Origin of the sequence: Pseudomonas sp. NGC7 (assembly GCF_047159675.1) — a bacterium.
GTDB classification, from domain to species: Bacteria; Pseudomonadota; Gammaproteobacteria; order Pseudomonadales; family Pseudomonadaceae; genus Aquipseudomonas; species Aquipseudomonas kermanshahensis.
In genome coordinates this window covers 3,241,048-3,257,237 of the sequence record NZ_BAAFZY010000001.1, presented here as the reverse complement: position 1 = coordinate 3,257,237, position 16,190 = coordinate 3,241,048, and the positions used below count along the sequence as shown (strand labels likewise).

10 protein-coding genes are annotated in these 16,190 nt (G+C 61.0%); 6 read left to right on the top strand and 4 right to left on the bottom strand.

Features of this window, described 5'->3' with window-relative positions; all coding sequences use genetic code 11:
* Window positions 1-469 precede the first annotated feature (469 nt).
* From ACMCNM_RS14825 to ACMCNM_RS14810, 4 genes are all read left to right on the top strand, one after another.
* On the top strand, window positions 470-4,126 hold the full coding sequence (locus tag ACMCNM_RS14825) for a dermonecrotic toxin domain-containing protein (protein ID WP_412764752.1): 3,657 nt from the start codon (window positions 470-472) through the stop codon (window positions 4,124-4,126).
* Between the two features lie 224 nt (window positions 4,127-4,350).
* A complete protein-coding gene (locus tag ACMCNM_RS14820) occupies window positions 4,351-5,970 on the top strand; it encodes an NADP-dependent glyceraldehyde-3-phosphate dehydrogenase (protein WP_027596757.1) in 1,620 nt (539 codons plus the stop codon).
* 109 nt (window positions 5,971-6,079) lie between these two features.
* Complete coding sequence (locus ACMCNM_RS14815; RefSeq protein WP_099429457.1) at window positions 6,080-6,547, top strand: VOC family protein; 468 nt, start codon at window positions 6,080-6,082, stop codon at window positions 6,545-6,547.
* 652 nt (window positions 6,548-7,199) lie between these two features.
* On the top strand, window positions 7,200-8,381 hold the full coding sequence (locus ACMCNM_RS14810; protein WP_412764751.1) for a hypothetical protein: 1,182 nt from the start codon (window positions 7,200-7,202) through the stop codon (window positions 8,379-8,381).
* A 121-nt stretch (window positions 8,382-8,502) separates the two neighbouring features.
* Here ACMCNM_RS14810 and ilvA read toward each other — a convergent pair whose 3' ends face one another.
* Together ilvA and ACMCNM_RS14800 are read right to left on the bottom strand one after the other, a co-directional pair.
* Window positions 8,503-10,065, bottom strand: a complete 1,563-nt coding sequence (gene ilvA, locus ACMCNM_RS14805; protein ID WP_412764750.1) for a threonine ammonia-lyase, biosynthetic — start codon at window positions 10,063-10,065, stop codon at window positions 8,503-8,505.
* A gap of 181 nt (window positions 10,066-10,246) precedes the next feature.
* Window positions 10,247-10,678, bottom strand: coding sequence for a PACE efflux transporter (locus ACMCNM_RS14800; protein ID WP_412764749.1), 432 nt, complete (start codon window positions 10,676-10,678; stop codon window positions 10,247-10,249).
* 336 nt (window positions 10,679-11,014) lie between these two features.
* Between ACMCNM_RS14800 and ACMCNM_RS14795 the strand changes: the two genes are divergently transcribed.
* Window positions 11,015-12,730, top strand: a complete 1,716-nt coding sequence (locus ACMCNM_RS14795) for a M12 family metallo-peptidase (RefSeq protein WP_412764748.1) — start codon at window positions 11,015-11,017, stop codon at window positions 12,728-12,730.
* A 99-nt stretch (window positions 12,731-12,829) separates the two neighbouring features.
* Here ACMCNM_RS14795 and ACMCNM_RS14790 read toward each other — a convergent pair whose 3' ends face one another.
* Complete coding sequence (locus tag ACMCNM_RS14790) at window positions 12,830-14,131, bottom strand: ATP-binding protein (protein ID WP_412764747.1); 1,302 nt, start codon at window positions 14,129-14,131, stop codon at window positions 12,830-12,832.
* Between the two features lie 6 nt (window positions 14,132-14,137).
* Complete coding sequence (locus ACMCNM_RS14785) at window positions 14,138-14,839, bottom strand: response regulator transcription factor (RefSeq protein WP_027596751.1); 702 nt, start codon at window positions 14,837-14,839, stop codon at window positions 14,138-14,140.
* Between the two features lie 157 nt (window positions 14,840-14,996).
* Here ACMCNM_RS14785 and ACMCNM_RS14780 point away from each other — a divergent pair, with 157 nt between their 5' ends.
* Window positions 14,997-16,184, top strand: a complete 1,188-nt coding sequence (locus tag ACMCNM_RS14780) for an efflux RND transporter periplasmic adaptor subunit (protein WP_099429461.1) — start codon at window positions 14,997-14,999, stop codon at window positions 16,182-16,184.
* Window positions 16,185-16,190 lie beyond the last annotated feature (6 nt).

Below are 16,190 nucleotides of genomic sequence, written 5' to 3'. Positions count from 1 at the left end.
AGATCAGAACAAGATCATAATTAGCTGTAATAAACACACCCAACGCACTGATATACAAAAGATTACTATCGAAACTTCACTCTCACATTCAGTAACAATTTAAGATGCCAGGCAACGGTTTGGCAAGCGGCACTTTGACAGCATGCCAATCTATTTTATGACGTCAAAATTCTCTTTTTATTTTGATGATCGTGTGACGCTAACACATGACGCCTGTTGAGTTGCAGGCAATACCGGGTTACCACCTGGTTATTAACCAATACCGTTTGATGCTCTCTCCTCATAAAGGAGCATCGACATGCCATCCCTTTCAACGCTTGAACCGCATCGAACACTGCTGGAAACACAGCTGCCCACCTGGGCACACCAAATAGCCCCGCCTCAATGGCACAGCTTGAGGCAAAGTCAACTATCGGCCTATTACACGCAGGCCTGGTTTGCAAATGCCGCGCCTGATCTTCGTCAGGCCGTGCACCGTAGCCAGTCGCGCCTACTGCGCTCGCAAAGCACCTTGGCCCGCACCCTTGAGGGGCTTGAGCAGATCACTGCGTTCGCTGAGCCCCGGCTGACGGCACGCCTTGCCGAACTCGGCTGCAGCGCGCCACTTCGTGCTACCGAACTGCTTCGAGTAGAAAGCACCTGGCATTGGGCAGGCATGCGTTACCTGAACAGTCATCGTCGTGACACGCTGCTGCAGGCCGCGCTGCAGAACTTCGCCGATGACGAACACTTCAGCGCCCAAAGCGCCATTGCCCTGAGCGCCAACATCCAAGTCACAACCGTCCAGTTACAAGGCACTGTGGTACTGGGCCCGCAAACATCTCCGGCGCATTTTCCTCTGGTCTCGGAACGGTACGAAGTGGAGCGACTACCGCTGACACCCGCTGCCTTTGCCACGCTGTGCCGTTCGCTGGACTTGGGGCAGCAGTACCAAGACCATCTGGAGCAGCATTTCGCTAAGCCCCCTGTACGCGAGCAGGCCATGGCCGTGTACAAGGACAGGCTGCGCCTGGCGGCCGACCTGGCTTACCTACGGCATGTGCTCACCGGCACCGCGCGCGACCAAGTCGACCTGTTTCTGCAGGGCAACGAGATGCCTTGCTGGCAACTGGCACTGTTCGGTATCACCTTGCATGAGGTGATGCTGATCGACACCGGCATCACCGGGCTGCTGCTCTATTTGCCAGGCCACGACCAGGCCCTGCGTCAATGCGCCGACCTTGAGGCTGTACACGAGGCACTGGCGGCCCTGCTGCTGGAACCCACCGACCGGCAGACGTTCATGGCGTACGTGGAGCAGGGTCAGCAGCAGCACTTTCTCGACTTGCTGCACCAAAACCTTGACGCCTCAGGCGCTTCTGCCGACGACAAGGCATGGCAGCGGGCCCCTGAGGCGGATTTGCGCCCCACTCGGCTGGCAATCACCGAGGAACCCTTTGCTTATTATCAGGCGCTGCACCTTGACCGCCTCAAACGCGAAGCTCGCCAGCTGGCGGTGCCGACTGCCGAAGCCGACGCTACGGCCCGGGCAAACCGCCTGCAAGCGTGGGAAGACCTCGGCATGGACGCGCTCAACCTGGCTGGCTTCTTCATCCCCGCCGTGGGCACGCTGATGCTGGCAGTGACGGCATGCCAACTGCTTGGCGAAGTGTACGAAGGCTATGAGGCCTGGCATCAGGGTGACCGCCACCTGGCATTGCATCACTTGGAGGCGGTCGGCCTGAACCTGGCCATGATCGGGGGCCTGGTAGTCGCTGGGCACGTGGTGCCGAAGTTGTTCAAAAGCCCACTGCTGGAAAGCCTGCAGGAAGTTCGCAAGCCCGATGGGCGCTACCGGCTCTGGCAGCCAGATCTCAGGCCCTACCGCAGTAGCCAGACATTGCCGGAAAACCTGCACGCCAATGCTCAAGGCCAGTACCTGCACGATGGCCGGTACTTCATTCGCATGGATGACCACCTCTACGAGCAGCGCCTGGACACGCAGACACAGCAGTGGCGGCTTGTGCACCCACACGCGCAGGACGCTTGGCAGCCACCTCTGGAACACAATCAACAGGGTGCCTGGCGCGCCAGCCATGAACAGCCATCACAGTGGTCCTTCGTAATACTGGCTCGCCGTTTGGGGGAAAGCTACGCCGCGTTCACACCCGAACAACTTGAGCTGGCTGGCCGCATTTGTGGGACCGATGCCGCGTACCTGCGCCGCGTGCACCTCGAAGGGCAGCCGCCACCGGCTTTGCTGCTCGACACCCTGCAACGTATGGCCGCGCAAGCGAAGGTGGTTGCGCTGGGCAGCGACGCGCCGGGCAACCTGTTCGAACGGTTGTATAACGGCGATGCGCCCATCGAACCGGCAACACGCACGTTGCTGGAAGCCTACCCTCGCCTGTCGGCTGTACTCGGCAGGCGTCTACTGGCGCCACTGAGCGCCGCGCAATCCCTCGCCTGGGAAAACGACGCGGTGTTACCTGCCTGGCTACGTCAGCAAGTTGAACACACGCACAGCGAACTGCCTCTGGTACGTGCCGTGGAAGGCGTGCTCGTTCCCGCTCGGGCCGATGCCGATAGCGAACGCCTGCTGTTCAGTGCCCTCGATGGCTTGCCCGACTGGCCGCGCGATGTGCGCCTGGAGCTACGTGCGGGTAGCCCCGAAGGCCCTCTGCTTGAACATATCGGCAGCAACTCAGCAGGCCGCGTCTGCCGGGTGATCAAAAGTGCAGAAGGCTATGAAGCTGACCTGGGGCAACGCCCTGCCCCCGCCACGCGCGACATGGACCTGTGCCGCGCTGTAGAGCAGGCACTGCCGCAAGTCCAGCGCGACGCGCTAGCGATCCTCCAGGCCAACGGGCGTACGTTACGCCAGCGCGTCCTGGCTTGGGTCAACGACAACCGAGATGACCTTGCACAACGGCTGTGGGGGCCTCGCGCCAGGCGTCGCGCCCGCCCAGTCCAACTGCGTGGAGGTCGACCACTCGACCCGCAACCCCCGCACCCACGCCACACAGGTTCACTGGCCGGCGCCTATCGCCGCCTGTACCCCGATGCCACTGATTCGGAGATCGAGGATGTACTTGGCAACGACCCTGAAGACAATGACCTTCGCTCACCGACACAAAGGCTGCGCGACCTGCAACAACGCCTGGATACGCTGCGCCGCAACCTGCAGCAATGGGCCCGCCCCGACCCCCAGCGCCTGCACCAACGCCAGCGGGCGATCCGCCCAATCATCAACGCTTGGCGACGCCTGTCGAGCGTGCCACTTGCAGGCGGGGGGCGGATTGCCAGCCTCGACCTTTCCGGCCTCGAACTGGAAAACCAGGACCTGGCCAGCCTGGCCCTGCCGGATGACTTCACCCATGTGGAGCATGTATCGCTGCACAGCAACCCAGCACTCAGCCAGCTCCCTGCCGAATTCTTGGAGCGCTTCCCCAAACTGAAACGCTTGTTGTTGTCCAATTGCCGTTTCGACGCCCTGCCCCGTGTGACCAACCCCGATCGATTGACCTGGCTTGATCTGGACAACAACCGCATCACTTGGGATAACCGCAACCAGGTAGCGCTGAACCGGTGTGCCGGGCTTATCGTGCTGGACCTGTCGGGCAACCCGCTGCTGGAGGCGCCAGACCTGAACGGGCTTGACCACTTGAAAACCCTGTTTCTGTCCGAGTGTGGCCTGTCCGAGCTGCCCCTAGGCCTGAACGTCGTTGCCGAGCCTCTCGTCCTGGACCTGTCTGGCAACCAGTTTCAGCGGTTGCCAGCGGGCTTCAACCTCCCCGGCCCGTCCGCCGAAGCCCTGTGCCTGGAAAGCGAGTGGCTGAGCGAAGGCATGCTTGCCCAGGTCGATGCTTACAATGCCGCCCATGAAGTCGATTTGCTGGTGTGTGAGGGGGACTATGCAGAGTTCTTCGAGGGGACGGGCCCGGAACAGGCCGCGCTGTGGCAGCGCTTGCCACTTCAGTACCGCCGCGACCTCAGGCCGTTGCTTGAAAACGATTTTTTCATAACCCGCCCGCAACAAGCCCGCACGGAGTTCTGGCGGCGCCTGGCAGCCATCGATGCTGACCTGGTGCTACGCCAGGCGTGGTTGACGCACCCGCCCTATAATCTGTTCCGCCTTCCCCTGTAGCGAGCGGCGAAAAATCGCCTGTTACCCAGGTGACAGGCGCTGCCTACGCGGATGCGCTAGCCAGCCTTGCAACTCGGCGGCCGGCATCGGCCGCCCAGTTTTGCATCGGCGCAGTGCAGGCAATATTGAGCCAGACTGGTGTTTTTCCTGTGACCGGTGCATGCTCGAAGCTGAAGCGTTTCACCTGGCACGAACTCCGCTCAGATATGTGAGGTGCAGTACCCATGGACCGTCTGCTCGATTCACTTTTCCCGACCGCCGAGAACATCCCCGACACCTGGCGCCTGGAAGCCCCCCTGGAACAACGCGACTACTTGGTGAACGGCCAGCTCAGGCGCTGGGACGGCCCTCTGGCCACGGTGCGCAGCCCGGTCTGGCTGAAGGAAGCCGACGGCGAGCGCCAGGTCATTCTCGGCAGTGCCCCGCTGCTTGACGCCGACACCGCCCTCACCGCGCTCGACGCTGCCGTGCAGGCCTACGACAAGGGCCGTGGCGCCTGGCCGACGATGCGCGTTGCCGAACGCATACAGCACGTCGAACGCTTCCTGGCGCGCATGCGCGAGCAGCGCCAGGCCGTGGTCAAGTTGCTGATGTGGGAGATCGGCAAGAACCTCAAGGATTCGGAAAAAGAGTTCGACCGCACCTGCGATTACATCGTCGACACCATCAATGCGCTCAAGGACCTCGATCGCCGCTCCAGCCGCTTCGAGCTTGAACAGGGCACCCTCGGCCAGATCCGCCGTGCCCCCTTGGGCGTTGCATTGTGCATGGGCCCCTACAACTACCCCCTGAACGAAACGTTCACCACGTTGATCCCGGCACTGATCATGGGCAACACCGTGGTGTTCAAGCCGGCCAAGTTTGGCGTATTACTGATCCGCCCGTTGCTCGAAGCCTTCCGCGACAGCTTCCCACCGGGGGTGATCAACGTCATTTATGGCCGCGGCCGCGAAACTGTCAGCGCCCTGATGGCCAGCGGCCTGGTCGATGTGTTCGCCTTCATCGGCACCCACAAGGCCGCCAGCGACCTGAAAAAACTGCACCCGCGCCCGCACCGCTTACGCGCAGCCTTGGGCCTGGACGCCAAGAACCCCGGCATCGTGCTACCCCAGGTCGACCTGGACAACGCGGTCGAAGAGGCCGTGACGGGTGCGCTGTCATTCAACGGCCAGCGCTGCACGGCGCTTAAGGTACTGTTCGTCCACGAAGACGTGGTCGACGCCTTCCTGGAAAAGTTCCAGCGCAAACTGGCCGCGCTCAAACCTGGCATGCCATGGGAACCCGGTGTGGCGCTAACGCCATTGCCGGAACCGGGCAAGGTCGACTACCTCGATGGCCTAGTAGCCGATGCCACGGCCAAGGGCGCTCGGGTCATCAACGAGGGCGGTGGGCAAAGCCGCGGTTCGTTCTTCTACCCCGCCCTGCTCTACCCGGTGAGCCATGACATGCGCGTGTACCACGAGGAGCAGTTCGGCCCAGTGGTGCCAGTGGTGCCCTATCGCGACCTGGAAACCGTCATTGACTACGTGCTCGACTCCGACTACGGCCAGCAACTGAGCCTGTTCGGCAACGACCCAGCGACCATCGGCAGCCTGGTGGACACCTTCGCCAACCAGGTCGGCCGCATCAATATCAACGCGCAGTGCCAGCGCGGGCCAGATACCTACCCGTTCAACGGCCGCAAGAACAGTGCCGAAGGTACCTTGTCGGTGCATGACGCCCTGCGTGTGTTCTCGATCCGTACGTTGGTGGCGACCAAGTTCCAGGAGGCCAACAAGACGCTGATCAGCGAGATCATCCGCAATCGCCAATCGAGTTTCCTGACCACCGATTACATCTTCTGACGGCCGCCGTTATAGAAAATCGGTCTACCGCCACTGTCGATTTTCCATCCGTGCAAACGACTCTAAGCAAAAGGGCGCCAACCGGCGCCCGTTTCAAAGGAGAGCGAACATGGCAGCCAAACCCATCCCCGAAGGCCAGCACAGCATCACCCCCTACTTGGGCATCAACGACGCCGCCAAGGCCATCGAGTTCTACAAGAAAGCCTTTGGCGCGGTCGAGATGTTCCGCCTCGACGCCCCGGGCGGTCGCGTGGGGCATGCTGAATTGAAAATCGGCGATTCGTCGCTGATGCTCGGCGACCCCTGCGACATGGAAGGTGGCCTGACCGCCAGCCAGAAACTCGCGGGCGCGGCTGTAGGCCTGCACTTGTATGTCGAAGACTGCGACAAGGTCTATGCCCAGGCCCTGGCATGCGGCGCCACCCAGCTGCGCGAAGTGACGGACCAGTTCTATGGCGACCGCAGCGGCACCCTCAAGGACCCGTTCGGCAATATCTGGTTCGTCTCGACCCACAAGGAAGACCTCAGCCCTGACGAGATTCGCGCCCGCGCCGCGCAGATGTTCAGTGGTAACTGAGCGGCGCGTTTTGTACCCGCTCTGATCAGGCGCCGCTCTGCCTTGTGATGCGCTGCGAAAAACATCCGGCGGAGGGCCTTTTGCCCTCACCGGATACAGGCGAACAGCTAAACACTTCTACTTCACAGTACCCCTTCTGATCGGCCAGCCACATCGTTAACCGAGTCCTTCACGGAAGGGCTAAGCCCGTCGAGGCTTGTAAACCGCATAATCCGAGGGCTGTAGTTTCGGTAGCCGTTGCCCAATGGATAACGTTCCGTCACGCAGTGCACGCGTTCACCGTTGTAAGCCTGTAAAAGATTTACAGATGGCCAAAGCCCCCCGCAAGCAAGTATTGCTGTTCTTTTCATTTGGCCATGCGCTCATCATAGCGTTCGTTTATCGTCAAATCGGAACATCGCAAACGTCTCCGATTAGCTCCTTTGCTTAGGCCGCATGCTGAAGCGTCACCCGCTCATCTTCAACTCGTAGAATTGACAGTACCCAAATCTGAAGCTAAGCGGCACTGAACTGCTACTGGCTTGTTGCGAGGCACTCCGGCCAAAGGAAGATCCACCGCAACGCCAGCCAGGCTAGCAAACATGACTCAACTGGTTGAAAGCGGCTCAACTTTGCTTGAAGCTTGAGGCTCGTAGCTTGGAGCTGCCCCTTAATGCGAATCATCGATAAGACCGCCGCGCAGGTCCGCAGCCTGACCCCCGCTGAAGAAGAGCTCCTGGTCGGTTTCAACACAGGCACGCTCGCTGGCCCTCGCCTGCTGCAGGCCAACCAGTTACTGATGAAGGTGCGTAACGCCAACCAATGGTTGGCCTGCGACTGCCGCAAGGACACCCTGCCGGTGCTGAACGTGACCCTCAACGGCAACACCGGCACGCTGTTCCTGAAAAACAACCCAGGCACTGCCGAGCATGCGCCTGGTTGCCCGTTCACCAAGGACGAGCGTGAAGCCGCAGAACGCGAAGACGACCCCGCCCCCCCTGCGGCCTGGCTGCCACCCGATACGCCTTTGCGACTTATCGGTGACTTTCGCCCGGCCCAGGACAGCAGTGGCAGTGAGGGCACTGACCGGCGCGAACAACAACGGCTGTTGTCGCTGCTGCTGACCTGGATCGAGATCAGTGGCTTGAACCTCTACGCCACCCACCTGAAAAAAGACCTCACCGGGCAGTTTGCCGAGCTGCGCAGCGTCGCCAGCCGCTACCCGTTGCTGGAGCGAGTACCGGCCAGCAACTACCTGGAAACCCGGCTGGACATGAAGCACATGATGATGCTCAAGGCCCGCCTGCGCGAGGCGACGGTGTTCGGCAATCATCGTCGGCATGGCCTGATGCTGGACTGCGTCGACCAGATCAAAGGGCGCAAGCTGTTCAATAGCCGCAGCGAGGACGGGTTCGACTTCCAGGGCCACCACCTGTATTGGGGAGGCAGCCGTGCAGCCGGGCCGCTCTTGGCGTTGGCGCTGTATTCGCCTGCTAGTGCTGGCAGCCACTTTTACGAGCTGATCCATGTCGCCAGCGTGCCCGTGCTGTCACGCGCCCACCTGTTCCCGGTGTACCGCGACGAAGAGCGTGAGCCACTCAAGGCGTTGGTGTCGCTGATCGACTGGATGGCCAGCAAAGGCGTGAAGGTCCAGATGCGTCGACCGGTGATCGGCGGGCAGGTGATGGATGAGCTGGTGCTGACCTCTGATCAGGACCGGGTGCTTTCGGTGTCGCTGCTGGAGCAGCCGATTGGCCCGGAGCCGGATGCCGAGAACTTCAAGCGCTATGCCGACTTCAAGAGCCTGGAAACCTTCCGCAAGTATGTGGCGGGCTTCTTTATGCGTGAGCGCTAAGCACCCCAGCGCTACGCGCAACCTGTAGGAGCAGCCTTACGCTGCGAAGAGGCCAGTGAACATAACCAAGATCAAGGGTGCTGTCGCCGGCCTCTTCGCAGCACAAGGCTGCTCCTACAGATCAACCCAGAAACAGCTTATACGCTGGGTTTTCGGTCTCATCCCAATAACGGTAGCCCATCTCATCCAGCGTCTGCGGCAACGTCGCCAGCTCATCCCCTGGCACTTCCAGCGCAGCAAATACCCGCGCCTCCGCTGCACCATGGTTACGGTAATGGAACAGGCTGATGTTCCAGCGTTTGCCCAACCGCTCCAGGAACCCCAACAGCGCCCCTGGCCGCTCCGGGAACTCGAAGCGCAGCACACGCTCATCCGCTCCCGGCGCCGCATGCCCGCCAACGGTGTGGCGTACATGCAGCTTGGCCAGTTCGTTGTCGGTCAGGTCAAGCACGCTGTAACCCTGCTCGGCAAGGCTAGTCAGCAGGTTCTCCCGAGGGTCGTGCAGCGGGTGCGTCTGCACCCCGACAAACAAACGCGCTTCCTTACCCGGGTAATAGCGGTAGTTGAACTCGGTGATCTGGCGTTTACCCAGTGCCTGGCAAAATGCGCGGAAACTACCTGGCTGCTCAGGGATGGTCACGGCGATGATCGCCTCGCGCTGCTCACCCAGCTCGGCCCGCTCCGCCACATGGCGCAGGCGGTCGAAATTGACGTTGGCCCCGGAGTCGATAGCCACCAGGGTTTGGCCCTGCACGCCTTCGCGGGCCACGTATTTCTTGATGCCGGCCACGGCCAGGGCACCGGAAGGTTCAGTGATCGAGCGGGTGTCGTCGTAGATGTCCTTGATGGCTGCGCACAGTTCGTCGCTGTTGACGGTGATCACTTCATCGACGAAGTGCCGGCACAGCTCGAAGCAGTGCGCCCCCACCTGCGCAACCGCCACGCCATCGGCAAAGGTGCCGACTTGCGGCAGGATCACTCGCTCGCCCGCGGCCAAGGCAGCCTGCAGGCAGTTGGAGTCTTCCGGCTCGACGCCGATCACCTTGACCTCGGGCCGCAGGTATTTTACGTAGGCCGCAATGCCCGCCACCAACCCACCACCGCCCACCGGGACGAAGATCGCATCCAGTGCACCTGGGCGCTGGCGCAGGATCTCCATGGCCACGGTGCCTTGGCCGGCGATCACGTCCGGGTCATCGAACGGCGGCACGAAGGTAGCACCTTCGCTGTCGGCCAATTGCAGGGCGTGGGCCAGTGCATGGGGGAAGCTCTCACCGTGCAGCACCACATGGCCACCGCGCGAGCGCACCCCTTCCACTTTCAACGAGGGCGTGGTGGTTGGCATGACGATGGTGGCTTTCAGCCCCAGGTGCGAAGCCGCCAGCGCCACGCCTTGGGCATGGTTGCCGGCCGACGCGGTGATCACCCCGCGCTCGCGCTGGGCGGGGGTCAGCCGTGACAGGCGGGTGTAGGCACCGCGGATCTTGAACGAGAAGGTAGGTTGCAGGTCTTCACGCTTGAGCAACACTTGATTGCCCAGGCTAGCGGACAGTGCTGGCGCTGCCTGCAGCGGCGTTTCGATGGCCAGATCGTACACGGGTGCAGCGAGAATACGCCGTACCTGTTCCGACAGCAGTTGCTGTGGCGTGACAGGGGTACGCAGGTTGGCGCTGAAGCTGGTCATCGATGACTCCTTGGCTATTTTCACGTTGCCCAGGAGTCAGAGAGTAAAAACCCGCCTCCAGGGCGGGTTAGGTGCACGTACGCGCTAGCCCGCCAAACTGATAATGGCGGTAATAATAATGGCGTTCACGTGCGAGAAGATGTTCATGGGGTAGGAACTTATCCCGCCGCAGGGCAGCAAGTCAACACTTTGCCTGCTGCGCCGAAAGCGGTACATCGAACACCTTGTCGAACCCCCACTGGAAAACGAACGCATACACGAAGAAGAACACGAACAGCGCCAGGTTGGTCAAGAAGGCCGCCCACAGGCTGACATCGAGCCACCACGCCACCAGCGGCAACAAAATCACTACCAGCCCGCCTTCAAAGCCCAAGGCATGCAAGACCCGGCGCATGAAGGTACGTTCGCGTTGCGGCTGACGCGCCTCCCAACGCTCGAAGCCCCAGTTGAAGGCCATGTTCCAGCTCATGGCCATCCCTGACATAAGGACGGACAACACCGCCGATTGAGCCATCCCGGCGCCAAACGCCAGTTCCAGCGCGGGTGCCACGCAGGCAACAGCGATGGCTTCGTAAAGAATGGCCTGGACGATCTTGCGGGCCTTGCCTTGCATGTTCAACTCCCTGAAAAACGATCTGCCAAACGACACGATTTGGCCCACAAGAGTACCAGTGCCGCGTGCGCGGGCAAACCGGCACTGGGGCAGATCGACACCGACAATTTCAATAAGGGCAACCTGGCCGGGTGGACGACGCAGATACCCTGACCATGATGCCGGTCAAGGTCGACCAAGCGCTGTATAAGGCCAAGCGCAGTGGCAAGGATCGGTTTGTGCTATGCACAGAGCGGCCTCATTATCAACTGCGTTTACCTAGCACTACTGCTAGGCGACAGATCAATGCACAAATTGCTCTGCTATGGGCTAAGGACTTCCATAGGAGCAGGACATGTGAAAACGATCATCAACAAAGCATGGCTGGTTATTGCAGGGTGCGCATTGCTCGCAGCCTGTTCGTCGGTTACACCAACTAAGCGCGAAAACACAAGTACTGCAACACAGCTCTTTACGCTTGAGCCAACACCAGACCGCGCGACATTGAAGAAAAACGCGACCGGGTACTTGGCATCGTTACTGGCGGATCCTGAAAATCAGGAAATCACCTTGATCAAGGCCGACCTGGAGGTCGTCAGCAATACTCATCACGCGCTTGCGGTAACGCTACCGAGTGGTAAAACAGCTCTATTCCAATTGCGCCGTTTCAGTACAATCACCCCTGGCTTTGATGGGTGGATAGGTTACGTGCCCTCGGCCTGGAAGCAGGCGCACCCATCGGTTCCAGGAGAGATCGACTACGATCCGCTCTACGCCCTGTCACTCGTTCGTGTTGGAGAGAAACTGGTGGGCAGGGTATTGGTCGACGGCCAGCCTTATCGAATCGACTCTGTAAGCACGGGACAACATGTGTTGATCAAGGTTGATGAGTCTAACGACCTACCGGATGCAAAGCCGCTGCTGCCGGGGGCGACAGCGTCAAGCAAGGCCAAGGCAGCGACAACCCCCTACAGTGAAATCGACGTGATGTTCGTCACGACAAATCAGCTAAGGGCCAAGAAGCCGAATAACCGCGCTGAACTGACGCAAGCATTGAATGACGCTAATCAGTCCATGCAGGCCAGCCAGACGCCCATTACTTTCCGCTTGGTGGGCTTTTATGATGCTAACTACGATGAAGGCGGAAAAACACTAGGCCAGCAATTTAGCGAACTGACAACAGGTACGCCCACTTCTGCTGACATACTAAAGGAGCGTAATGCGCTACGTGCAGATCTGGTTGTTGTGTACTCTGCCAAGTATGAGCCAGGCTCCAGCGGAATAGGGGTTATCCTCCCAGGAAAAAGCAATGCTGTCACCGCCATCATTTCACAACTTTATAGTCTGACGCATGAACTTGGGCACAATCTGGGTATCCACCATGATCGGTATTCGGATCCCGGCGCGGTGAACCCCAATTACGCTCGCGGATGGACGCACGATATGTACCCAGGCTTCCATACGATAATGGGTTATGGATGTGCTCGAACCAGCCCGTGCGCGCCAATCCCCGAATTCTCGGACCCCATGAGGTCTCTTATGGGAATTCCATTGGGAGACCCAGCCGCTGGGCACGCTACACGGCGCTTGAACGAAACGCGGGATCAAATAGCCAATATCTACCCCCTCCTGCCAGTGCCTCCGACGTTCAAGAAAATCAGGAGTGTGCAACGTCAGAATGCGAATCTTCCAGCGTGCTTGGCCCAAACAAGAGACGGCATCGCATTTGTGAAGTGTGAAGATGACCCAGGTGAAGCACAAACGCAGCAGCGCTATTGGGAGTATCAAACGGTGGGTATTTACACGACCATTCGGAATTATTTCGCCACAGGCGAAGGCTGGAAACCGTGCCTGAAATTTGAAATGAATAACCGCCGCCCAGACTTTGCCAATTGCCCTGCCACCGCGGCAGAAGCACGTCAGGATAAAACTGGGTGGTACCGAACTGCAGGTCAAATTATTTATTCAGACGTACTGCTGCCCGCTTGCCTGACTGCCGAAGAGGGTAACAATACGCCAACAATGGACTTCTGCCGTTCCAACACGAACCAGCAGTGGGAGACCATACCCTGATTTCATAACCCGTGCAGATTCCGTACTACAGGCAATAGATTAGCCTTTGGGATGCACATAGGTAATCGTGGGTTTCACTACAGGGCGGACGCAGCTAGCCTAACTACCCGCAGGCAAACGAATCCTGAACTGCGCGCCGCCCAGCGCCGATTGCGCCACCGTCAATGTGCCACCCTGCCCTTCGATGGCCCGTCGACTTATCGCCAGCCCCAAGCCGAACCCGCCGGTATTGCGATCACGGCTACGGTCCAACCGGTAGAACGGTTGGAAAATCCGCTCACGCTCCTCGACCGGGATACCAATCCCGTCATCCTCGACCGTCAGCAGGCAGGCACCGTCATCCTCGAGCCTCAACCTCAGCAGCAGGCTTTCGTCGCAATAACGCATCGCGTTGCGCACCAGGTTCTGCACGGCCCGCGCGGTCAACCGGGGGTCGAGCACAAAGCGTGGCAGCTCACGCTCGGCCCGCACTTCCCATTGGATACCACGGCTGTCGAGCTCTTCGGCAAAACTGCCCAGCACGCTGTCTACCAGTTCCAGCAGCGATACCTCGACCCGCTCACGCGCCTGGTCGGCGTTGTACAAACGGCTATAGGACAACAGCTCCAACACCAGCTCATCCAGTTCACGCACATGGCCGACCAGCTCCAATAGCCGCTTGCGGCTGGCAGCCGGCACTTCGTCGAACAGCAGCACCAGGCCGAAGTCCAGGCGGGTCAGCGGGGTGCGCAGCTCGTGGGACACGGCATTGAGCAGCTCGCGCTGCTGGTTGACATGGCGTTCCAGGTCGCTGGCCATGGTGTCGAACACCCCGGCCAGTTCACCGATGTTGGAATGCGGCGAGATGTGCGTACGCTCGGCCATCTGCCCCTGCCCCAGGCGTCGGGCGGTTTCCTTGAGCCGCTCCAGGTCACGCCAGTGCGGCCACACCCACAGCAGCAGGCAGCCAAGCATGGCTGCACCGATCAACACCGTCACGCCCCAGGACAGCACGTTGATATCCAGTGGATCAGGCGGCGCATGCAGGCGCACCAGCCAGTCCTTGTCGAGCGGTGCCAGCACCGTCTCGTAATAACCCCAGTCTGCGATGCGCACGGCGTACAAGCCATGTTCCAGCCGCGCCCGTTCATCCGCGCTGAGGTCGGCCTGGTCCATGCGCAGCAGCTTGACCTCCAGCGGTGCGAAGGCATCGGCCAGGTCTCGCTCCACCGCTGGCCACTGCTCATGCGGGGCCTGGTGGAACTGTCGGACGATCAGCGACTGCACGCCTTTGGTCTGGTCCAGGTTGTACGCCATGAAGCGTTCATGGAACAGGCCGACGATGGAGTCAGGGATGAACAGCAGCGCACCGGCGTAGGCGACGATGATCAGCAGGTACAGGCGCACCAGGATCTTCAGCATGCTCGGTCAGCACTCCCACTCGACACGGCTGAACAGGTAGCCTTTGCCCCACACGGTCTTGATCTTGCGCGCCTCGCCAGCACTGTCGTCGAACTTGCGGCGCAGCTTGGAGATGGCGACGTCTACCGAACGGTCGGTGCCGTTGAACTCGATGCCACGCAGTTGCTGCAGAATGCGGTCGCGGTTCAGCACTTCGCCCGCGTTGCGCGCCAGCACCACCAGCAAGTTGTACTCGCCGCTGGACAGTTCCACCTCTTCGCCGCGCCAGCTGACGGTGCGCTCGGCCAGGTCGATGCGCAGGCCGCCGATCTGGATCAAATCGCTGTCCAGGCGCGGCTCATTGACGCTGCTGCGGCGCAACAACGTGCGCACACGGGCCAGCAGCACACGGGGCTCGCAGGGCTTGGTCACGTAATCGTCAGCGCCCATTTCCAGGCCCAGCACCTGATCGTGGCTGTCGTCACGGGCGGTCAGCATAAGGATCGGCAAGCTCTGCGATTCCTGGCGCAGCAAGCGGCACAGTTGCAGGCCATCGATGCCAGGCAGCATCAGGTCGAGGATCACCAGGTCAGGCTTTTGCCGGCGAAACGCGTCCAGCACGTGGTCGCCGCGGGCGATCACCTGGACATGGAAATCATTGCGTTGCAGGTAGCTGGCGATCAGTTCGGACAAGGCACTGTCGTCTTCGACCAATAAAAGGTTTGGCATAAGCGCTTTGACACAAGAGGAAGTCCAGGCAGGATATAGAATCCTGCGCCGAGGCAGGACGCTTCTTCACACTTTTTCACACTCGCCCTACAGGTATTAACAGCCACCAAGGGAACGCCTGCCGTAGCATACACCGCGTCATCATCGGAAGATCCGTATGCCTACTAGCCTCCCCCCTCGCCTGCGCCCCGTGGCGCTTCTGGCGTTTCTGAGCATATCCCTGGCCGGCTGTGGCGACAGCGCCGAGCAGGACGAAAAAGAGCCCACCCCGCAGGTGCGCGTCGAAACCCTGCAACTGCAGCCGCTGGCCATCAGCAGCGAACTCAGCGGCCGTATCCTGGCACCGCGGACTGCGGAGGTGCGCGCACGTGTAGCTGGCGTGGTGCTCAAGCGGGTCTACCGCGAGGGCAGCGACGTCAAGCAAGGCGACGTGCTGTTCCTCATCGACCCGGCGCCGTTCAAGGCCGACCACGACAGCGCCCGCGCCACCCTGGCCAAGGCCCAGGCCAACCTGTATCAAGCGCGCCTGCAAGAGCAACGCTACCGCGAGCTGGTCGACGACAAGGCCGTGAGCCGCCAGGAATACGACAATGCCCGGGCCAGCTTCCTGCAGGCTGATGCCGAGGTCGCCGAGGCCAAGGCTGCCCTGGAGCGCGCGCGCCTTAACCTGGGGTATGCCACGGTGACCGCGCCGATTTCCGGACGCATTGGCCGCGCACTGGTGACCGAAGGTGCACTGGTCGGGCAGAACGAGACCACGCCCCTGGCCACCATCCAGCAACTGGACCCAATCCATGCCGACGTCACCCAGTCGACCCGCGAGCTCAACGCCCTGCGCCGTGCCCTGCGAGCCGGCGAGCTGCAGCAGGTCGGCGACGGCCAAGCCCGCGCCACGCTGATTCAGGACGACGGCAGCGCCTACCCGCTGCCCGGCAAGCTGCTGTTCTCTGACATCAGCGTCGACCCGAGCACCAACCAGATCACTCTGCGCAGCGAGTTCCCCAACCCGGACCTCGACCTGCTGCCGGGCAGCTATGTGCGCGTGCGCCTGGAGCAAGCGGTGCAGCCAAAAGGCCTCAGCGTGCCGCAGCGCGCAATCCTGCGCGACAGCGCCGGTGTGCCGAAAGTGCTGGTGGTCGACCCGCAGGCCCGCGTCAGCGACCGCCAGGTCGTGCTGGGCAGCGCCCAGGGCGACCGCTGGGTGGTCAGCGAAGGCCTGGCGCCCGGTGAACAAGTGGTTATCGAAGGCCTGCAACACGTCAAGGCCGGCGACCAGGTGCAGGTCGAAGCGAGCCAGGGCACAGCGCCCGGCGCGCCGCCGATCGCACAGCACAACCGCCAGTGAGGGGCT

Coding starts and splice junctions, on each gene's coding strand:
- ACMCNM_RS14820 (WP_027596757.1), top strand. CDS start 4,351: ATGGACCGTCTGCTCGATTCACTTTTCCCGACCGCCGAGAACATCCCC.
- ACMCNM_RS14815 (WP_099429457.1), top strand. CDS start 6,080: ATGGCAGCCAAACCCATCCCCGAAGGCCAGCACAGCATCACCCCCTAC.
- ACMCNM_RS14810 (WP_412764751.1), top strand. CDS start 7,200: ATGCGAATCATCGATAAGACCGCCGCGCAGGTCCGCAGCCTGACCCCC.
- ilvA (WP_412764750.1), bottom strand. CDS start 10,065: ATGACCAGCTTCAGCGCCAACCTGCGTACCCCTGTCACGCCACAGCAA.
- ACMCNM_RS14800 (WP_412764749.1), bottom strand. CDS start 10,678: ATGCAAGGCAAGGCCCGCAAGATCGTCCAGGCCATTCTTTACGAAGCC.
- ACMCNM_RS14790 (WP_412764747.1), bottom strand. CDS start 14,131: ATGCTGAAGATCCTGGTGCGCCTGTACCTGCTGATCATCGTCGCCTAC.
- ACMCNM_RS14785 (WP_027596751.1), bottom strand. CDS start 14,839: ATGCCAAACCTTTTATTGGTCGAAGACGACAGTGCCTTGTCCGAACTG.
- ACMCNM_RS14780 (WP_099429461.1), top strand. CDS start 14,997: ATGCCTACTAGCCTCCCCCCTCGCCTGCGCCCCGTGGCGCTTCTGGCG.